Below are 20,102 nucleotides of genomic sequence, written 5' to 3'. Positions count from 1 at the left end.
CGTCCGCATGAACTTCACCGACATCTTCATCCGCCGGCCCGTGCTGGCGATGGTGGTGAGCCTGCTGATCGTGGTGCTCGGGCTGCGCGCGCTGGCCGGCGTGCCGGTCAACCAGTACCCGAAGACCGAGAACGGCGTGGTCACCATCAGCACCGCCTACTACGGTGCCGACGCCGCCACGGTCGCGGGCTTCATCACGCAGCCGCTCGAGGCCGCCGTGTCGCAGGCCCAGGGCATCGACTACCTGTCGTCCTCGAGCAGCCTGGGCGTGTCGACCATCACCGCCACCCTGCGGCTGAACTACGACTCGAACCGCGCGCTGACCGAGATCAACACCCAGGTCAACTCGGTGCGCAACCAGCTGCCGCCGCAGGCGCAGCAGCCGGTGCTGACAGTGGCCACCGGCCAGACCACCGATGCCATGTACATCGGCTTCTACAGCGACACGCTGCCCAACAACAACGTCACCGACTTCCTGGTGCGCGTGGTGCAGCCCAAGCTCAATGCCATTCCGGGCGTGCAGACCGCCGAAATCCTCGGTGCGCGCACCTTCGCGCTGCGGGCCTGGCTCGATGCGCAGAAGATGGCCGCCTACGGCGTGACGGCGACCGACGTGAGCGCGGCGCTGGCCGCCAACAACTACCTCGCCGCCGTCGGCCAGAGCAAGGGCCAGATGGTGAGCGTGCCGCTCACCGCGGGCACCTCGCTGCACAGCGTGGACGAGTTCAAGCAGCTGTCCATCAAGAGCAGCAACGGCGCCATCGTGCGGCTGCAGGACGTGGCCAACGTGACGCTGGGCTCCGAGAACTACGACTTCAACGTCGCCTTCAACGGCGTGCGCTCGGTGTTCATCGGCATCAAGGTCGCGCCCGAGGCCAACATCCTCGACGTGGCCAAGCAGGTGCGCACCACTTTCCCCGAGCTGCAGGCCCAGCTGCCCAGCGGGCTGACCGGCAAGATCGTCTACGACTCGACCGACTTCATCAACACCTCGATCAGCGAGGTGATCAAGACGCTGGTCGAGGCGCTGCTGATCGTGACGGTGGTGATCTATCTCTTCCTGGGCAGCCTGCGCGCGGTGCTGGTGCCGGTGATCGCGATGCCGCTGTCGCTGATCGGCACCTTCTTCGTGATGCTGGCGCTGGGCTACTCGATCAACCTGCTCACCTTGCTGGCCCTGGTGCTGGCGATCGGGCTGGTGGTGGACGACGCCATCATCGTGGTGGAGAACGTCGACCGGCACATGCGCGAGGGCAAGTCGCCGATGCAGGCGGCGCTGCTCGCAGCGCGCGAGCTCGGCGGGCCCATTCTCGCGATGACCGTGGTGCTGGTGGCGGTGTACGTGCCCATCGGCTTCCAGGGCGGGCTGACCGGCTCGCTGTTCACCGAGTTCGCGTTCACGCTCGCGGGCGCCGTGGTGGTGTCGGGCGTGGTCGCGCTCACGCTGTCGCCGATGATGTGCTCGCGCATCTTCAAGCCCGAGCAGGACAGCGGCAAGTTCGCGACCAAGATCGAGCACGTCTTCGAGCGCGTGCACCACCGCTACGCGCTGATCCTGCGTGGCGTGCTGCGCACCTGGCCGGTGATGATCGTGATGGGGGTGATCCTCATCGGCCTCCTGTTCGTGATGTTCAAGATGTCGAAGTCCGAGCTGGCACCCGAGGAGGACCAGGGCATCGTGCTGTCGCAGGTGGTGGGCGCGCCCACGGCCACCATCACGCAGATGCAGACCTATGCCGACCAGATCTTCAAGGTCGCGCACGACACGCCCGAGTACGCGCAGCTGTTCCAGCTGACCGGCGTGCCGAGCACCAATGCCGGCATCGCCGGCGTGCTGCTCAAGCCCTGGGACCAGCGCACGCGCAGCGCGCACGACATCCAGGCCGACCTGCAGCAACGCTGGAACGGCATCGCGGGCGCCAAGGTGGTGGCCTTCCAGTTCCCGGCGCTGCCGGGCGCCTCGGGGCTGCCGGTGCAGTTCGTGATCAAGACCACCGAGCCGTTCGAGAACCTCAATACGCTCGCGCAGCAGATCATGGACAAGGCGCGCGCGGACGGAAAGTTCTACTACATCGACGCCGACCTCAAGATCGACCTGCCGCAGGCCACCGTGGTGGTCGACCGCGACAAGATCGCCTCGCTCGGCATCACGCAGCAGGACGTGGGCAACGCGCTGGGCGCGGCGCTCGGTGGCGGCTACGTCAACTACTTCTCGATTTCGGGCCGCTCCTACAAGGTGATCCCGCAGGTGCAGCAGGTGGACCGGCTCAACCCCTCGGACGTGCTGAACTTCTACATCAAGACGCCCAACGGCGTGGTGCCGGCCAGCACGGTCGCGAGCCTGAAGTACAGCGTGCAGCCCGAGACGGTGAACCACTTCCAGCAGCTCAACTCGGTGACGATCCAGGGCGTGCCCAGCGGCACGCAGGGCGAGACGCTCGAGTACCTGCGCGGCGTGGTGCAGCAGCTCGCGCCCAGCGGCTACACGGTCGACTACGCGGGCCAGTCGCGCCAGTTCGTGCAGGAGTCGGGCAACTTCGCCATCACCTTCCTGTTCGCGCTGATCATCGTGTTCCTGGCGCTGGCGGCGCAGTTCGAGAGCTTCCGCGACCCGATCGTGATCCTGGTGTCGGTGCCGCTGGCCCTGTTCGGCGCCATGATCTTCATCTTCTGGGGCTTCGCCTCGATGAACATCTACACGCAGGTCGGGCTGGTGACGCTGATGGGCCTCATCAGCAAGCACGGCATCCTGATCGTCGAGGTGGCGAACCGGCTGCAGAAGCAGGGCCTAAGCAAGCTCGACGCCATCGTCGAGGCCTCGGGCACGCGGCTGCGCCCGATCCTGATGACGACGGCCGCCATGGTGTTCGGCGTGCTCCCGCTGGTGATCGCCTCGGGCGCCGGCGCGGCGGGTCGCAAGGCGATGGGCATCGTGATCTTCAGCGGGCTGTCGATCGGCACGCTGTTCACGCTGTTCGTGGTGCCGGCGATGTACCTGTTCATCGCGGCGCGGCACCAGAAGGAAGAAACCGGCCAGGCCGACGCGGTTGCGCCGCAGCAGCAGGTGGCGCCCGAGGCCTGAGCCGGCACCCACGCGATGGATGAAGGGCCCGCGGTCGCGAAGACTGCGGGCTTCTTTTTTTGGGGGGCTCCTCGCGTCCGCCGCCTTGCCCGCGCGCTTTCAACTGCGCGACACTAGGCCCATGCAACTCCCCACCTACGACGACGTCACCGCCGCGGCCGCGCGGCTCGAAGGCCATGCCCACCGCACGCCGGTGCTGCGATCCAGCACCGCCGATGCGCGCTGGGGCGCCCGGTTCTTCTTCAAGTGCGAGAACTTCCAGCGCATGGGCGCGTTCAAGTTCCGTGGTGCCTTCAATGCCTTGTCGAAGTTCGACGCCGAGCAGCGCAAGGGCGGCGTGATCGCCTTCTCGTCGGGCAACCATGCGCAGGCGATCGCGCTCGCCGCGCGCCTGTTGTCGATGCCCGCGGTGATCGTGATGCCCAAGGACGCGCCGGCCGCCAAGCTCGCGGCCACGCGCGGCTATGGCGCCGAGGTGGTGCAGTACGACCGCTTCACCGAGGACCGCGAGGCGCTGACGCGCCGGCTCGCCACCGAGCGCGGCATGACGCTGATCCCGCCCTACGACCATCCCGACGTGCTCAGCGGCCAGGGCACGGCCGTGAAGGAACTGATCGAGGAGACCGGCCCGCTCGACCACCTGTTCGTCTGCCTCGGCGGCGGCGGGCTGCTGTCGGGCTCGGCGCTGTCGGCGCGCGCGCTGGCGCCCGGCTGCAAGGTCTACGGCGTCGAGCCCGAGGCCGGCAACGACGGCCAGCAGTCGTTCCGCGCGGGTCGCATCGTGCACATCGACACGCCCAAGACCATCGCCGACGGCGCGCAGACCCAGCACCTGGGCGAGTACACCTTCGGCATCATCCGGCGCGACGTCGACGACATCTTCACGGTCAGCGATGCGCAGCTCGTGGAGGCGATGCGCTTCTTCGCCGAGCGCATGAAGATGGTGGTCGAGCCCACGGGCTGCCTCGCGTTCGCGGCCGCCTGCGCGGCGGGTCCGCTGATCGCCGGCCAGCGCGTGGGCGTGCTGATCAGCGGCGGCAACGTGGACCTGGGGCGCTACGCGGCGCTGCTCGGCGGCACCGCCTAGGGTCGTTGCCAGACGACGCGGCGCGCGTTCTCGCCGCATTCGAGCAACTGCCGGTAGGCCGGCGCATCGAAGCCCGGTAGTTCGAACAGCCAGGCCTCGAAGCGCGCGAAGCCGCCGGCCAGCGTGGTGACCGCCATCAGCGGCTGCGTGCCGTCGCGCTGCGCGCAGGGCTCGATCCACACGCGCGGCAGGCCCTCGGCCATGGTCTGCGAGCGCACCGCGATCGCATCGATGGCCGCGAGCTCGACACGGGTCTGCACGTTGCCCTGGCGCACCAGCATCAGCGCATCGCTGCCGAGCGCGATGCGCGCGCCGTCGTAGGGCGATTGCGACGGGGCGGCGGGCCCTTTGCCGCGCAGCGCGCCGCGTGCCCGCTGGAACGCGCGCAGCGAGCGGCTGCCGAAGATGTAGGCCGTGCCCACCGCGTAGAAGACGGCCTGGAAGCCGATGAAGGCGATCGTCGCCGGGCCCACGCCGTTGGCGTTGCGCGTGGAAATCAAGGTCCAGAGCGCGAAGGCGCTGGCGACGGCCGCGACCGCGCTGATCGCGCCCCAGAGCCAGGCCGCCGCGCGGCTGCCGTGCAGCGCGGCCAGGAACACCAGCGCATAGACGGCCAGCCGGATGCCGATCATCGAACTGGGCCGCATGGCCACCTGCCACAGCTCGGTGGCGACGTAGATCGCCGCGATCGCGGCCAGCGGCCAGGGCGCGCGCACCGTTCAGCCGACGCGGATGCCCGCGGCCGTGAGGTGCAGCAGCCGGTCGGCGCGCGCGGCCGCGCTCTCCGAATGCGTGACCAGCACCAGCGAGGCGCCATGCTCGCGCGTCTGCGCGATCAGCAGGTCCATGACCTTGGCGGCGGTCGAGGGATCGAGGTTGCCCGTGGGTTCGTCGGCCAGCAGCAGCGCGGGCCGGTGCACCAGCGCGCGCGCGATCGCCACGCGCTGCAGCTGGCCGCCCGAGAGCGTCTGCGGCAGCCGCGCGCCCATGCCCGGCAGGCCCACGGCCTCGAGCATGCGCGCGATGCGCGCCTCGTCGCGGCGCTCGCCGAGCAGCATCAGCGGCAGCGCGACGTTCTGCGCCACGTCGAGGTGCGGCAGTACGTGGAAGGCCTGGAACACGAAGCCCACGTGGCGCCGGCGCCAGAGCGCGCAGGCCTCGGCGTCGAGCGCGCCGATGTCGGTGCCGTCGTGCACCACGCTGCCGGTGTCCCAGCGGTCGAGGCCGGCCATGCAGTTGAGCAGCGTGGACTTGCCGACGCCCGATTCGCCGACGATGGCGACGAACTCGCCGGGCTCGATCGCGAGGCTGACGTGTTCGAACACCGGCGCCTGGCCGTAGTGCTTGCCCAGGTCGGAGATGCGCAGGGTCATGGGAGGAGCGTGGGCGCGATGAGGCGCACCGCCGACGGCAGCGCGTCGGGCGTGTCGCAGGCGATCACGGTGCGGTGGGGCATGCCGCGCAGCCAGGTGACCTGGCGCTTGGCGAGCTGGCGCGTGGCGGCGATGCCGCGGTCGCGCAGGTCCTGCAGGGCGGCGGCATCGGGCGGGTCGGCGGCGTCGAGGGTCTCCCAGGCCTGCCGGTAACCGACGCAGCGCATCGAGGGCAGCTCGGGCGAGAGGTCGCCGCGCGCGCGCAGCGCACGCACCTCGTCGAGGAAGCCCGCGGCCAGCATGGCGTCGAAGCGCTGCGCGATGCGCGCATGCAGCCAGGCGCGGTCGGCGGGCTCGAGCGAGAACAGCCGGCCGCCCTCGACGCCGCGCGTGGACTTGCTGTCGCTGCCATGGAAGTGCGACAGCGGCTGGCCGCTGCTCTCGTACACCTCGAGCGCGCGCTGGATGCGCTGGCTGTCCTGCGGCGCGAGCCGCGCGGCCGTGACCGGATCGACCTGCGCGAGCCGCGCATGCATCGCGGGCCAGCCGAGTTCGGCGGCCTCGGCATCGATGCGCGCGCGCACCGCGGCATCGGCCGCGGGCATCGCGTCGATGCCGTCGAACAGCGCCTTGAAATACAGCATCGTGCCACCCACCAGCAGCGGCATCGCGCCGCGCGCGCGGATCTCGTCGATCAGCCGCGCCGCATCGGCCACGAAGGCCGCGGCGCTGTAGCTCTCGCGCGCATCGAGGATGTCGATCAGGTGGTGCGGCACCGCGCGCAGCTCGTCGGCGCTGGGCTTGGCGGTGCCGATGTCCATGCCGCGGTAGACCAGCGCCGAATCGACGCTGACGATCTCCACCGGATGCTCGCGTGCGAGTGCTAAAGCGACGGCGGTCTTGCCAGAGGCGGTGGGGCCGGCGAGCGCGATGAAGCGCGGGGGATCGGGGGGAGAGGAATAGGGACCCATGAAGGGGTCGAGCGTAGCAAATGGAGGGGACGAAGACGGGAACGGACTTCCGGACGCAGAGGACGCGAAGGTCTCGCAAAGGACGCAAAAGGAATGCAAGGAGATTTTCTTGATTTTCTCTTTCGCGCTCTTCGCGAGACCTTCGCGTCCTCTGCGTCCGGCTGTTGTGTCTATCTCAACTCGTCTCGCGCATGCGCCGTATGTCGCGCAGCGGCGGCGCCCCGAACAGCCGTGCGTACTCGCGGCTGAACTGCGAGGCGCTCTCGTAGCCCACGCGCACGCCCGCGGTGCCGGCGTCGATGCCCTGGTTCAGCATCAACTGCCGCGCTTCCTGCAGCCGCAGCTGCTTGAGGTACTGCATCGGGCTCATGCCCGCCACGGCGCGGAAATGCTGGCGGAAGGTCGAGGGGCTCATGTTCGCGGAGGCCGCCAGTTCGTCGGCCAGCACGTTGCGCGTGAAGTTGAGCTTGAGCCAGGCCATGCTCTGCGCCACCTGCTGGCTCGGCGAGCCGATCGCCACCAGGCGCTGCAGCTGCGGGCCGTGGCGGCCCGCGAGCAGCCGCACCATGATCTCGCGCTGCAGCAGCGGCGCGAGCTGCGGGATCAGCCGCGGCTCGGCGAGCAGGTCGACCAGCCGCGTCACGGCGCCGAGCAGCGTGGGGTCGAGGTCGCCGAGCGACATGGCGCGCTGGTTACCGTCCCGGGGCGGCGGGGGCAGCGCCATCTCGGCGGCCAGTTGCACGATCGCGCGCGGATCGAGCTGCAACGCCAGGCCGACGAAGGGCTGCGCCGCGCTGGCGCGGGTGATGTGCGAGACCACGGGCAGGTCGGCCGTGGTCAGCAGCGACTGGCCCGCGGCATAGTCGAACACCTCGTCGCCGAGCGCCACGCGTTTCTGCCCGCTGACCGTGATGCCGAGGCCGAAACCGTAGAGGCAGTGCAGCGGCGCGGTCATCGCGCTGCGGCGGTGCAGCGAGAGCGCGGGAATGGCCGTGAGGTAGTCGCCGTCGGCCTGCGCGGTGCGCGCGACGGCGCGCTGCAGGTCGTCGAGCACGGCCGGGGAATCCAGCCGCGCGGGCTCGGCGAGGTCCATCTGGATCCTTTCGAAGTACAGGTCGCGAAAAGTCTAGCCCGGGGCGTTCGCGCGGCGCGCATTTCCGCCGCAGTCTCGGTGTTTCAGGCAAGAACGCGAGCGAATCAGGCAAACGCGCGGCCGGGCTACGCCCCACACTCGCCGTCGAATCAGGCAACTCTCCTTCCCCACGATTTCCACGATGAACACAGAAAAGATCGCTTCCGTCACCGCCTCGCTCGCGCTGGCCCTGGGCCTCGGCGCGGGCACCCTGTGGCCGCGCCAGGCCGACGCCAGCCTCGCGCTGGCCCAGAAGTACGCCTGCGTCGCCTGCCACCAGCCCGCCACCAAGGTGGTGGGCCCGTCCTGGAAGGACATCGGCGCGAAGTACGGCGACGGCAAGGGCACGGCCGCGCAGCTCGCCGCCAGCATCAAGGCCGGCAGCTCGGGCAAATGGGGCCCGATGCCGATGCCGCCGCAGGCCCAGGTGCCCGACGCCGACCTGCAGGCGCTCGCGCAATGGCTGCTCGACGGCGCCAAGTGAATTCCATCCACCCCCCACGGAGAAAGAAGCAATGACAGCGCTCCACGTCAATGGCCGTGACCACACGGTCGATGCCGACCTCGGCACGCCCATCCTCTGGGCCCTGCGCGACACGCTGGGCATGACCGGCACCAAGTTCGGCTGCGGCGCCGCGCTGTGCGGCGCCTGCACCGTGCACCTCGACGGCCAGGCGATCCGCTCGTGCATCACGCCGATCGCCGCCGCCGAGGGCAAGAAGATCACCACCATCGAACGCATGACCGACGGCAGCGACCGCGTCGGCGCGGCCGTGCACGCCGCCTGGGTGCGGCACGACGTCGCGCAGTGCGGCTACTGCCAGAGCGGCCAGATCATGAGCGCGACCGCCTTCCTGCAGTCGCTGCCCGCGGGCAAGCAGCCCAGCGCCGACGAGATCGACTCGGCCATGGCCGGCAACATCTGTCGATGCGGCACCTATGCGCGCATCCGCGCGGCCGTGGCCGATGCAGCCCGCAACCTCGCCTGAAGGAAAAGCCATGCTGCCCCACATCGACTACCACGACCTGCCGCGTTCGCTGCAACGCCTGATGGCCCGCCCCGCGGCCGACGAGCCCGCCGCGCTGCCGCGGCGCAGCTTCCTCAAGATCGTCGGCGCGAGCGGTTTCGCGCTCGGCACCTTCCCGCACCTGGCCCTGGCGCAGGCCGGCGGCGCGGCCCCGGCGGCCGGCGGCCTCAAGCCGACGCAACAGCCGCTGGCCTTCGTGCAGATCGCGCCCAACGGCGAGGTCATGGTGACCATCAACCGGCTCGAGTTCGGCCAGGGCGTGCAGACCGGCCTGCCGATGATCCTGGCCGAGGAGCTCGACGCCGACTGGGCCCTGGTGCGCAGCCGCAGCGGCACCAACGACGCCGCCTATGCCGACCCCTTCTTCGGCATGCACCTGACCGGCGGCTCGAACACCATCAAGAACAGCTTCGTGCAGTACCGCGAGCTCGGCGCCCGCGCCCGCGCCATGCTGCTGTCGGCCGCGGCGGCGCGCTGGAAGGTCGATGCCTCCACCTTGCGCACGCAGGCCGGCACGGTGCTCGGCCCGGGCGGGCGCAAGGCGAGCTACGGCGAGCTGGCCGAGGCGGCGATGGCGCTGCCGGTGCCCGAGAAGGTGGTGCTCAAGGATCCGAAGGACTTCCGCATCATCGGCCGCCCGACCCAGCGCCTCGACGCGGCCGCCAAGAGCAGCGGCCGGCAGGACTTCGGCATCGACGTCAAGCACCCGGGCCAGCTCACGGCGGTGGTGGCCCATCCGCCGGTGTTCGGCGCCCGCCTGGCGTCGGTGGACGACAGCGCCGCGCGTGCCGTCAAGGGCGTGAAGGCCGTCGTGCGCATTCCGCTGGACCGCGGCGCCGAGGGCGTGGCCGTGGTGGCCGACGGCTACTGGCCCGCCAAGCTGGGCCGCGACGCGCTCAAGCTGCAGTGGGACACGGCCGCCGTCGAGAAGGTCGATTCCGACAAGCAGCTGGCCCAGTACCGCGAACTGGCCGGCCGTCCCGGCAACCGCAAGTTCGACGCCGACATGGCGCCGCTGGCCAGCGCGCCGCGCAAGCTCGAGGCCGAGTTCGTGTTTCCCTACCTGGCGCACGCGCCGATGGAGCCGCTGAACTGCACCGTGAAGCTGTCGGACGGACGCGCCGAGCTGTGGGTCGGTACCCAGTCCGCCGACCTCGACGGCATCGCCGCGGCGCGCGCGCTGAAGCTCGAGCCCGCGCAGGTGAAGGTCAACGTGCAGATGGCGGGCGGCGGCTTCGGCCGCCGCTTCGTGAGCACCAGCGACTTCGTGGTCGAGGCCTGCGAGATCGCCAAGGCCACGCGCGCCGCCGGCCTCGACGTGCCGGTGCGGCTGCTGTGGAGCCGCGAGGACGACATCAAGGGCGGCTACTACCGGCCGATGCACCTGCATCGCGCGCGCATCGGCTTCGACGAGCGCGGTCGCATCCTGGCCTGGGACCATGTCATCGTGGGCCAGTCCATCACCGCGGGCACGGTGTTCGCGGGCGCCATGGTGAAGGACGGCATCGACGCCACGGCGGTCGAGGGCATGCGCGATCCCTATCCGCTGCCGATGCGCCTGACGGTGCACCATCCGCAGCTCAACGTGCCGGTGCTGTGGTGGCGCAGCGTGGGTTCGACCCACACCGCCTTCGTGATGGAGACGCTGATCGACGAGATCGCGCGCAGCACCAAGCAGGACCCGGTGGCCTATCGCATGCAGCTGTTCGGCGACAAGCATCCGCGCCATCGCGCCGCGCTGCAGCTGGCCGTCGACAAGAGCGGCTACGGCAAGAAGAAGCTCGCGGACGGCCGTGCCTGGGGCGTGGCGGTGCACGAGTCCTTCGAATCGGTGGTGGCCTACGTGGTGGAAGCCTCGGTCAAGGACGGCCAGCCGGTGCTGCACCGCGTGACCAGCGGCGTGCACTGCAACCTGGCCGTCAATCCGCGCAGCGTGGAAGCACAGGTGCAGGGCGCGGCGGTGATGGGGCTGTCGACCTGCCTGCCGGGCAGCGCGATCACCTTGAAGGACGGCGTGGTGCAGCAGGGCAACTTCGGCGACTTCACGGTGGCGCGCATCACGCAGGTGCCGGAGTTCGACATCCACATCGTGCCGAGCGCCGATGCGCCCAAGGGGATGGGGGAGCCGGGCCTGCCGCCGCTGGCGCCCGCGTTCGCCAATGCCGTGGCGCAGTTGACGGGCAAGCCGCTGCGGCGGCTGCCGTTCGAGCTGGCCTGAGGTCCTAGATCGCGGCGGGCGCGCTGTTCTCGCGCGCCTGGCCGCGCACGTCCTGCGGCGACACCGCGGGCGGCAGCGCCGGCGAGGGCGGCGACAGCTTGGGCTGGTTGCGTGCCACCATGTTGTCGGGCTTCATGCGGAACAGCTGCGTGAGCGCCGCGCGGTACTGGGCCTCGCCGACCGAGTTGGTGTTGTGGTGCGAGCCGCCTTCCACCAGCACGAACAGCTTGGGCACGGTGGCCGCGTCGTAGAGCTTGCGGCCCAGCGTCGGGTTGATCAGGCTGTCGGCGGTGCCGTGCACCACCAGCAGCGGCGCGCCGATGTCCTTGACCTTGTCGATCGCCTCGAAGCGCTGGGTGATGAAGGGACGGAAGGGCAGCCAGCCCCACTTGAAGCTGCCGACCACGTCGGCGATCGAGGTGAAGGTGCTCTCGACGATGGTGCCGCTCTCGTCGTTCACGCGCGCGGCCAGGTCGATGCCGATGGCGCCGCCCAGCGAGTGGCCGAAGATGTAGCGGTGCTGGCGCGGATGGCGCGCGGCCAGCCAGGTCCAGGCGGCGCGGGCATCCTCGCGCGCCGATTCCTCCGAGGGCAGGCCCTTGGAGCTCTTGCCGAAGCCGCGGTAGTCGATGGCCAGCACCGAGAAACCGAGTTCGTGCATGCGCTGGATGCGCGGGGCCGAGCCCGCCACGTTGTAGCGCGCGCCGTGCAGGTACAGCAGCACCGGGGTCTCGGTGGTCTCGGGCTCGCCGCCGAGCCACAGGCCGTGCAGGCGCGCGGGCTCGCCCGTGATGGAGGACTGGAAGTCGATCCACACGTCCTGCATGCCCTGGGCCATGGTGGCGGTGTTGCCCCAGCTGCGGTCGCTGGGCTGGAAGATCCATTCGCGCTGCTGCTCGTCGAAGGTCGAGCAGCCGGCGGCAAGAATGGCGCAAAGCGAAAGGACTGACGCGAGGAGGGTCCAGCGTTTCATCATGGGAGTGAGGGACAGCGATGCCGGCGAAAAAGTTCATCTGCCTGCTGCCGAAACACGCCGACGTGCGTTTCGACACCTCCCTGACCAGCGCCTTGTGGCGTCTTTGGCGAACTCACCATGCAACGTGCGTGCCCGCCATGCGGATGACGGCCCCAAACCCGGAAAAACCCTCAAAAAGCCGCCAGTTGGCGGCTTTTGGGACGGCTTTTCGCGCGGATTCGGCTCAGCGCCCGCGCATGAACAGGGCGTCGAGCTCGCGGATCGAGAGCTGGCGCCAGGTCGGGCGGCCGTGGTTGCACTGGTCCGAACGCTCGGTCGCCTCCATCTGGCGTAACAAGGCGTTCATTTCGTCGAGCGTGAGCTTGCGGTTGGCGCGCACCGCGCCGTGGCAGGCCATGGTCGACAGCAATTCGTTCTGGGCCCGCTGCACCACGGTGCTCGCATCGTGCTGCGACAGCTCGGCCAGCACGCTGCGCGCCAGCTCGACCGGGTCGCCGTCGGCCAGCGTGCCGGGCACCGCGCGCACCGCCAGGGTGCGCGGCGAGAAGGGCGTGATCTCCAGGCCCAGGGTGGCGAGCACGGCGGTGCAGGCCTCGGCCGTGGCCACTTCCTGCGGCGTGGCGGCGAAGGTGGCTGGGATCAGCAACGGCTGGCTCGAGATGGCGGCGCCGTCGAGCTGGGTCTTCAGGCGCTCGTAGACGATGCGCTCGTGGGCCGCGTGCATGTCGACCACGATCAGGCCCTGGCTGTTCTCGGCCAGGATGTAGATGCCCTGCAACTGCGCCAGCGCGCGGCCCAGCGGCCAGGCCTCGTCGTTGTGGGCCAGCGACTGGGGCTCGGCCGCCAGGCCCGCGGGGGCCTGGAAGGGCGCGGCCGGGGCCTGGGTACCGAAGGCGGCGGCGGGCGCCGCGCCGACGCCGGAATCGGACAGCACGGGCCAGTGGGCCGAGGCCGACTCGGGCGCCAGCAGGGTCTCGCTGGCGCGCCGCGGCCACATGGCCTCGAAATCGCCGGCGCCGCGTTCGGCGGCCCTGAAGTTGATGGCCGGTTGCGACCACGAGCCGGTCGTGACCGGCGACACCGGCTTGAAGAAGGGCTGCTGCGCCTGGGCCGCCTGCGTGGCGTCGCCGGCGCGCGGCGCGGCCAGCGCGTTCTCGACCGCGTGGCGCACCGCCTGGTGCACCTCGCGGCCGTCGCGGAAGCGCACCTCGATCTTGGTCGGGTGCACGTTCACGTCGACGCGCGCGGGGTCGATCTCGAGGTAGAGCACGTAGACCGGCTGGCGCTGGCCGTGCAGCACGTCCTCGTAGGCGCTGCGCACCGCGTGCGACAGCACCTTGTCGCGCACGAAACGGCCGTTGACGTAGAAGAACTGGTGGTCGGCGCGCGAGCGCGCCGCATCGGGGATGCCGGCGCGGCCGACCACGCGCACCGGTCCGCCCACATGCTCGACGACGACGCTCTGCGCCACGAAATCCTCGCTGAGCGCATCGCCCAGGCGTTGCTCGCGCTGCTCGCTGGCGCGCCATTGCTCGACCAGCTTGCCGTCGTGCCAGACCGAGAAGCCCACGTCGGGCCGCGCCAGCGCATGGCGGCGCACCGCCTCGATGCAGTGGGCGAGCTCGGTGGCATCGGTCTTGAGGAACTTGCGCCGCGCCGGGGTCGCGAAGAACAGCTCGCGCACCTCGACCGTGGTGCCGCGCGAACGCGCCACCGGGCGCAGTTCGCCCGTGCGGCCGTCGAGCGACCAGGCGCCGTCGGCACCCACCGCGCGCGACTGCAGGCTCAGCTCGGCGATCGCGTTGATGGCGGCCAGCGCCTCGCCGCGAAAGCCCATGGTGCCGACCGTCTCGAGGTCGTTGAGGCTCGCGATCTTGCTGGTGGCATGGCGCCGCAGCGCCACCACGAGCTCCTCGCGCGGGATGCCCAGGCCGTCGTCCTCGATCGAGATCAGCCGCACGCCGCCGGCCGCCAGTCGCACCGTGACCTGCGTCGCGCCCGCGTCGAGCGCGTTGTCGAGCAGCTCGCGCACCACCGAGGCCGGGCGCTCGACCACCTCGCCCGCGGCGATCTGGCTGATCAGCTCGTCGGGGAGTTCGCGGATCGGGCGGCGTTCGGCGGGGGGGAGGGAGGAGGTGGGAAGGGCGCTCACCGAACCATTCTAGAAGCTGGCCCGGACCGGCCTCCCGGGCGGGGCATCGGCTGTATTTGCAGCGCTTATACGGCCTCGCAACCGATCTCATTGGCGCTCGCGCGGCGCTCTCCCTAAGCTGCGGCCGCTCCACGAGAACGCCCTTCGAGAAAGACCCCCAATGACCACCCGCCCCCTCCGTTCCGCCGCCTGGTTCGACAACCCCGAGCACAGCGAACTCTCGGTCCTCCACGTGGCCTGGTACCTCAACTACGGCCTGACGCGCGAGGAGCTGCAGTCCGGCCGCCCCATCATCGCGATCGCGCAGAGCGGCTCCGACCTGACGCCGTGCAACCGGCACCACCGCGAGCTCGCGCAGCGGGTGCGCGACGGCATCCGCGAGATGGGCGGCATCGCGATGGAATTCCCGATGCACCCGATCCAGGAGAACGGCCGCCGGCCCACGGCCGCGCTCGACCGCAACCTGGCCTACCTGGGCCTGGTCGAGACGCTGACCGGCTACCCGATCGACGGCGTGGTGCTCACCACCGGCTGCGACAAGACCACCCCGGCCGCGCTGATGGCCGCGGCCACCGCGAACATCCCGGCCATCGTGCTGTCGGGCGGGCCGATGCTCAACGGCTGGCACGACGGGCAGCGCACCGGCACCGGCACCACGCTGTTCAAGGCGCGCGAGCTGTTCGCCAAGGGCAGCATCGATTTCCCGGGCTACATCGACCTGGTCGGCTCCACCGTGTCCTCGATCGGCCACTGCAACGTGATGGGCACGGCCTCGACCATGAACGCGCTGGCCGAGGCGCTGGGCATGAGCCTGCCGGGCTGCGCCGCCATTCCGGCGCCGTACCGCGAGCGCGGGCAGATGGCCTACGAGACCGGGCGGCGCATCGTGCAGATGGTGCGCGAGGACCTCAAGCCCTCGGACATCCTCACGCGCGCGGCCTTCGAGAACGCGATCGTCGTCAACTCGGCGATCGGCGGCTCGACCAATGCGCCGATCCACCTGATCGCGATCGCCAAGCACGCGGGCGTGGACCTGGCCATCCAGGACTGGGAGAGCGTGGGGCTCGAGGTGCCGCTGCTGCTCGACATGCAGCCGGCCGGCAAGTACCTGGGCGAGGAGTTCTACCGCGCCGGCGGCGTGCCGGCCGTGGTGGCCGAGCTCCATCGCCACGGCCTGATCCGCGAGGGCGCGCTCACGGTCACGGGCCGCACCCTGGCGCAGAACTGCGCGCAGGCGCCGGTGAAGGACGCCGACGTGATCCGCCCCTTCGAGGCACCGCTGCGACAGAACGCCGGCTTCCTCGTGATGTCGGGCAATCTCTTCGACAGCGCGATCATGAAGACCAGCGTGATCTCGGACGAGTTCAGGGCACGCTACCTGAGCGCGCCCGGCGACCCCGATGCCTTCGTCGGCCGCGCCATCGTGTTCGACGGCCCCGAGGACTACGAGCGCCGCATCGAGGACCCGGCGCTGGACATCGACGCCTCCTGCATCCTGTTCATGCGCGGCGTGGGGCCGATCGGGCATCCGGGCTCGTCGGAGGTGGTGAACATGCGCGCGCCCGCGCATCTGCTCAAGAGCGGCGTCTCGGCGCTGCCCTGCATCGGCGACGGCCGGCAGTCGGGCACCTCGGGCTCGCCCTCGATCCTCAATGCCTCGCCCGAGGCGGCGGCGGGCGCGGGCCTGGCGCTGCTGCGCACCGGCGACCGCGTGCGCGTGGACCTGAAGGCGCGCCGCGTCGACATGCTGGTGGACGAAGAAGAACTGCGCTCCCGCGCGCGCCAGCTCGAGGCCGCGGGCGGCTATCCGATCCCCGCGAGCCACACGCCGTGGCAGGAGATCCAGCGCGCGATGGTCGACACGCTGTCCGAGGGCATGGTGCTCAAGCCGGCCGTCAAGTACCAGCGCGTGGCGCAGACCGCGGGGATTCCGCGCCGCAACCACTAGCCCGAACAAGCCTCATCAGAAGAACCAAGGAGACGACGATGAATCCCTACAGCCCCCTGGTCGGCGCGGCCGTCCACAAGGCGCGCTGGCGCCTGCTGCCGATGCTGATCCTCATGTACATCATGTCGATCCTCGACCGCGTCAACGTCGGCTTCGCGAAGCACGCGCTGCAGATCGACACCGGCCTCAGCGACGGCGCCTTCGCGCTCGGCGCCGGCATCTTCTTCGTGAGCTACGCCCTCTTCGAGGTGCCGAGCAACGTGATCATGACGCGCATCGGTCCGCGCATCTGGCTCAGCCGGATCATGGTGAGCTGGGGCCTGGTGGCCTCGGCCATGATGTTCGCGACCACCGAGACCTCGTTCTACCTGCTGCGCTTCCTGCTCGGCATCGCCGAGGCCGGCTTCTACCCGGGCGTGCTGCTCACGCTGACCTACTGGTTCCCGGCCAGGGTGCGGGCGCAGGCCAACGGCATCCTGCTGTTCGGCTTCGCGGGGGCGCTGGTGATCGGCGGGCCGGTCTCGGGCGCGCTGCTCGAGATGCACGGCATCGGCGGGCTCAAGGGCTGGGAGTGGATGTTCCTGATCGAGGGCGCGATGGCGGTGGTGGTCGGCATCGCGGCCTTCTTCGTGATCGTCGACCGGCCGCATGCCGCCAGGTGGCTCGCGAGCGCGGAGCAGGACGCGCTGCAGGCCGTGCTCGACCAGGAGGCGGCGCAGAAGGCGGCCGGCAGCCCGCACACCGTGATGCAGACCCTGCGCAACCCGAAGGTGATGTTCTTCGCGCTGAACTTCTTCATCGTGCAGATCGCGGCCTACGGCCTGATCTTCTACCTGCCGAGCCAGGTGTCGCAGATCCTCGGCCAGAAGATCGGGCTGATGGTGGGCTTCGTCACCAGCATCCCGTGGCTGCTGGCGCTGTTCGTCGTCTACTTCGTCACGCGCTGGTCGGACCGGCACCACGAGCGGCGGCGCCTCACGGTGGCCTCGCTCTACACGGTGTTCGGCGTGTGCGTGTGCCTGTCGGCACACGGTTCGCCGATCTTCGCGATCGCGGCCTTGTCGATCGGCGCTTCGACCTACCTGTCGGGCACGCCGATCTTCTATGCCTTCCTGTCGGAGCGCCTCTCGGGCCTGGGCATCGCCACCGGCATCGCGCTGGTGAATTCCATCGGCAATCTCGGCGGCTTCGTGGCGCCGAACCTGCGCACCTATGTCGAGCAGAACCATGGCGGTTCGGCCGCGGGCCTCTACACGCTGGGCGGCGCGGCGCTGCTCGCGGCCCTGATGCTGGCGCTGATGCCCAGGGGCTGGCGCACGGTGATCGCCGTGCCGCGCGAGGCCTCGCGGCCCGGCACGGCGCTCGAAGGCTCGGCGCTGCCGCGCGCCTGAGGCCGGCTCAGAGCGACAGCCGCCAGGCGCGCGCGAGCGCCTGCATCGCGCAGTCGACCTCGGGGCGCCGCAGCGCGCCCGCGAGGCAGACGAAGCGCAGGTCGCTCTCGATGCCGACCTGGTCGGCGATCACCAGCCCGTCGCGCTGGCTGGCGCGCAGCGCCACCGCGTCGCGCGCCAGCGAGATGCCCACGCCCGCGCGCACCAGCGCGAGCATCGACGACTCCTGGTCGGCCTGCGCCGCCTTCTTCAGCACCAGCCCGCGCGCCTGCAGCATCGGCGCCAGCAGCCGCGAATGCGAGGAGGTCGCCGGCGCCAGCACCCAGGGCAGGCAGCTCAGGTCGGGCCAGTCGCGGCCCATCACCTGCGGCCCCCAGCCCGGCGGGCCGATCACCTGGTAGCTGAAGCGCGTGAGCACCGTCGAATGGAAGGCCTTGCCCTCGCTGCGGCGCGAGGCCGAGCTGGCCTGCGGCAGGTCGCTCGCTTCGGGATCGCCGAGGTAGAAGCCGACGTCGACCTCCTTGTTCAGCAGCTTCGCGAGCACCTCGCCGCTGGTGCCGTGGTGCAGCTCGGTCTCGAGCTCGGGCGCCAGCGTCACCAGCTCCTTGAGCAGGCCGCTCAGGCGCGTGAACTCGGGGTCGAGGATGGTACCGATGCGCAGCGCGCCGCGCACGCCGCCCTTCATGCGCTCGGCGGCGATCGCGAAATCGTTGAGGCCTTCGAGCGCGTGTTCCGCGTGGTTGAGCAGCGCCGCGCCGTCGCGCGTCAGCAGCAGGCCGGTGGGCGTGCGCTGGAACAGCTCGAGCTCGACCAGCGCGCCCAGCTCCTTGAGCTGCAGGCTGACAGCCGGCTGCGTGAGGAAGAGGCGCTGCGCGCCTTTGGACACCGATCCCTCGCGCGCGACGGCCACGAAGGCCTGCAGCAGCCGCGGGTCGATCTTCTTCATGCGGCGCGCATGTTCAGGGCATCAGCGTGTTCGAGGGCAGCGTCTCGTCGAGCAGCTTGCGCGCCGTCTCGATGCCGGCCACCGGCAGCAGCTTCGGGTCGAGCAGGCCCACCTGCACCAGCACGCTGGCCTGGTCCCAGTAGATGTGCTCGTGGTAGAGCTTGTCGCCGCGGAACTTGATGACCGCGAGCAGCGGCACCTCCACGCGCCGGCCCGTGGGCGCCACGCCCGGCAGCATCCACGGGATCTCGGTGGTGTGGGTGAAGGTGAACAGCAACTCGTCGACCACCTGCGTCGCGCCGACCGTGCGCGAAATCGAGGTCAGCGCGGTGTCGGGCGGATTGCTGTTGACGAAGTGGTTCGTGTAGAAGGCATGCAGGTCCCTGTAGCCCACGCCGCCGGTCATGGTCGGGATGTGGTTGACGTAGGGCTCGGCCACCATGGTCGACATGGTGTCGTCGACGTTGCGCGTGCCGAACTCGTACTCGCAGTGCTTGTCCCACAGCGCCGAGAGGTCGTAGTGCGGACCGATCGCGGCCTTGAGTGCGGCGATGCTGCGCTCGTGCGCCATCAGCGCCGAGGGCTTGTGGAAGTGGTCGCCGCCCGCGCGCGCGAAGGCGTGGTCGACGCCCGGATAGACGTGCAGCGCCACCTTCGGATGGCCCTTGAGCGCCTGCACGATGCGCTCGCGCGCCTCGGGCGGGCAGAACTTGTCGAGCTCGGCCACATGGAGCAGCAGTGGCTTGCGGATGTTCCTGGCTTCCTCGAGCGCCGCGTCGATGCCCACGCCGTAGTAGCCCACCGACACGTCGGCATCGGTGCGGCAGGCCGCGAGGTAGGCCAGCTTGCCGCCGAGGCAGAAGCCCAGCACGCCGGCCTGGCGCTCGACCACCTCGGGCCGGTCGCGCAGCACGTCGAGCGCGGCCTGGATGTCCTCCATGCCCTTGGCCTCGTCGAAGCCGCCGTAGAACTCGAAGGCCTGCTGCCAGTCGGCCTCGCTGTAGCCCAGTTCCACGTCGGGCTGCTGGCGCCAGAACAGGTCGGGCACCAGCGCCACGTAGCCCTCCTCGGCGTAGTAGTCGGCCACGTCGCGCATGGTCTTGTTCACGCCGAAGATCTCCTGCGCGATCACCAGGCCGGGCCCGTGGCCCGAGGCCGGCACGGCGAGGTAGCCGCGGAAGCTGCCGCTGCCGTCTTTGGCGGCGAGCTGGATGTATTGACCTGTCATCGGTGTCTCCAAGGTGGGGTGGGTGAGTGACGCTGCATGGCGCGCGCCCGGGCCCGAAGGCTCAGGCCGGCTGCAACTGCTTGTACATGACGAAGGCGTCGACGAGGCCCTGCCGCGGATGCCGGAAGGCACCGGGCAGCGTTCCGACGATGGCGAAGCCCAGCTTCTGCCAGAGATGGACCGCGGGCGCGTTGGCCGAGACCACGAAGTTGAACTGCATCGCGAGGAAGCCGCGCGCGACGGCCTCGCGCTGCGAGTGCTCGCACATCGCCGAGGCGACGCCCAGGCCGCGCGCCGCGTCGGACACCACGTAGCCGCAGTTGGCCACGTGCGCGCCCTGGCCCGGCTGGTTGGCCTTGAGCACGTAAGTGCCGAGCACCGCGCCCTGCGCATCGCAGGCCACGTAGGTGGCCAGGCGCGGGTTCAGCCACAGCGAGCGCGCCTCGTCCTCGGGAATGTCGGTCGCGAAGGTGTAGGTGTCGCCGCGGCGGAAGGTGGGCTCGAGCACCGACCAGATCGCGGGCCAGTCGGCGGGTTCGGCGAGGCGCAGTTGCAGCATGGGGTCTTCGG

At 70.3% G+C, this 20,102-nt stretch carries 16 protein-coding genes; 7 read left to right on the top strand and 9 right to left on the bottom strand.

Features of this window, described 5'->3' with window-relative positions:
- Window positions 1–7: 7 nt before the first annotated feature.
- Complete coding sequence (locus AC1HIL_RS25355) at window positions 8–3,082, top strand: efflux RND transporter permease subunit (protein ID WP_479670315.1); 3,075 nt, start codon at window positions 8–10, stop codon at window positions 3,080–3,082.
- A 121-nt stretch (window positions 3,083–3,203) separates the two neighbouring features.
- A complete protein-coding gene (locus AC1HIL_RS25350) occupies window positions 3,204–4,169 on the top strand; it encodes a threo-3-hydroxy-L-aspartate ammonia-lyase (RefSeq protein ID WP_479670314.1) in 966 nt (321 codons plus the stop codon).
- Here the strand turns inward: AC1HIL_RS25350 and AC1HIL_RS25345 are convergent.
- The 4 genes from AC1HIL_RS25345 to AC1HIL_RS25330 all read right to left on the bottom strand — a co-directional run bounded on the left by AC1HIL_RS25345 (window position 4,166) and on the right by AC1HIL_RS25330 (window position 7,606).
- The gene (locus AC1HIL_RS25345; RefSeq protein ID WP_479670313.1) at window positions 4,166–4,885 is read right to left on the bottom strand and encodes a hypothetical protein; all 720 of its coding nucleotides are present in this window, start codon (window positions 4,883–4,885) and stop codon (window positions 4,166–4,168) included. The genes AC1HIL_RS25350 and AC1HIL_RS25345 overlap by 4 nt on opposite strands.
- Before the next feature lie 3 nt (window positions 4,886–4,888).
- Complete coding sequence (locus AC1HIL_RS25340) at window positions 4,889–5,542, bottom strand: ABC transporter ATP-binding protein (RefSeq protein ID WP_296739884.1); 654 nt, start codon at window positions 5,540–5,542, stop codon at window positions 4,889–4,891.
- Window positions 5,539–6,513 (bottom strand): tRNA (adenosine(37)-N6)-dimethylallyltransferase MiaA, encoded by a 975-nt coding sequence (gene miaA, locus AC1HIL_RS25335; RefSeq protein WP_479670312.1) that lies wholly within the window; start codon window positions 6,511–6,513, stop codon window positions 5,539–5,541. The genes AC1HIL_RS25340 and miaA overlap by 4 nt, the downstream gene beginning before the upstream one ends.
- 175 nt (window positions 6,514–6,688) lie before the next feature.
- Window positions 6,689–7,606, bottom strand: a complete 918-nt coding sequence (locus AC1HIL_RS25330; protein ID WP_082321742.1) for an AraC family transcriptional regulator — start codon at window positions 7,604–7,606, stop codon at window positions 6,689–6,691.
- Between the two features lie 181 nt (window positions 7,607–7,787).
- Between AC1HIL_RS25330 and AC1HIL_RS25325 the strand changes: the two genes are divergently transcribed.
- Genes AC1HIL_RS25325 through AC1HIL_RS25315 form a run of 3 tightly spaced genes read left to right on the top strand, consistent with a single transcriptional unit; the run spans window position 7,788 to window position 10,891 of the window.
- Window positions 7,788–8,129: a c-type cytochrome gene (locus AC1HIL_RS25325; protein WP_057596846.1), complete on the top strand. Its 342-nt coding sequence runs from the start codon at window positions 7,788–7,790 to the stop codon at window positions 8,127–8,129.
- 31 nt (window positions 8,130–8,160) lie between these two features.
- Window positions 8,161–8,634 (top strand): (2Fe-2S)-binding protein, encoded by a 474-nt coding sequence (locus AC1HIL_RS25320; RefSeq protein WP_479670311.1) that lies wholly within the window; start codon window positions 8,161–8,163, stop codon window positions 8,632–8,634.
- Window positions 8,635–8,644: 10 nt separating this feature from the next.
- On the top strand, window positions 8,645–10,891 hold the full coding sequence (locus tag AC1HIL_RS25315; protein ID WP_479670310.1) for a xanthine dehydrogenase family protein molybdopterin-binding subunit: 2,247 nt from the start codon (window positions 8,645–8,647) through the stop codon (window positions 10,889–10,891).
- Window positions 10,892–10,895: 4 nt separating this feature from the next.
- Here AC1HIL_RS25315 and AC1HIL_RS25310 read toward each other — a convergent pair whose 3' ends face one another.
- Window positions 10,896–11,864, bottom strand: a complete 969-nt coding sequence (locus tag AC1HIL_RS25310; protein WP_057596858.1) for an alpha/beta hydrolase — start codon at window positions 11,862–11,864, stop codon at window positions 10,896–10,898.
- A gap of 226 nt (window positions 11,865–12,090) precedes the next feature.
- Window positions 12,091–14,019, bottom strand: coding sequence for a DNA mismatch repair endonuclease MutL (mutL, locus tag AC1HIL_RS25305; RefSeq protein ID WP_479670309.1), 1,929 nt, complete (start codon window positions 14,017–14,019; stop codon window positions 12,091–12,093).
- Between the two features lie 160 nt (window positions 14,020–14,179).
- Between mutL and AC1HIL_RS25300 the strand changes: the two genes are divergently transcribed.
- A complete protein-coding gene (locus AC1HIL_RS25300) occupies window positions 14,180–15,967 on the top strand; it encodes an IlvD/Edd family dehydratase (protein ID WP_479670308.1) in 1,788 nt (595 codons plus the stop codon).
- A 38-nt stretch (window positions 15,968–16,005) separates the two neighbouring features.
- The gene (locus AC1HIL_RS25295; protein WP_479670307.1) at window positions 16,006–17,358 is read left to right on the top strand and encodes an MFS transporter; all 1,353 of its coding nucleotides are present in this window, start codon (window positions 16,006–16,008) and stop codon (window positions 17,356–17,358) included.
- A gap of 7 nt (window positions 17,359–17,365) precedes the next feature.
- On the opposite strand, the gene AC1HIL_RS25290 is transcribed toward AC1HIL_RS25295, so the two are convergent.
- The 3 genes from AC1HIL_RS25290 to AC1HIL_RS25280 all read right to left on the bottom strand — a co-directional run bounded on the left by AC1HIL_RS25290 (window position 17,366) and on the right by AC1HIL_RS25280 (window position 20,091).
- Complete coding sequence (locus AC1HIL_RS25290; protein WP_479670306.1) at window positions 17,366–18,304, bottom strand: LysR family transcriptional regulator; 939 nt, start codon at window positions 18,302–18,304, stop codon at window positions 17,366–17,368.
- A 13-nt stretch (window positions 18,305–18,317) separates the two neighbouring features.
- On the bottom strand, window positions 18,318–19,532 hold the full coding sequence (locus tag AC1HIL_RS25285; RefSeq protein ID WP_479670305.1) for a dienelactone hydrolase family protein: 1,215 nt from the start codon (window positions 19,530–19,532) through the stop codon (window positions 18,318–18,320).
- A gap of 61 nt (window positions 19,533–19,593) precedes the next feature.
- Entirely contained in the window at window positions 19,594–20,091 is a 498-nt protein-coding gene (locus AC1HIL_RS25280; protein ID WP_296739862.1) for a GNAT family N-acetyltransferase, read from the bottom strand.
- Between the last annotated feature and the right edge of the window lie 11 nt (window positions 20,092–20,102).

The organism is Variovorax sp. ISS6 (assembly GCF_056523145.1).
Note: the sequence above shows the minus strand (reverse complement) of the source record. Positions and strands in the feature narration are given on the sequence as shown.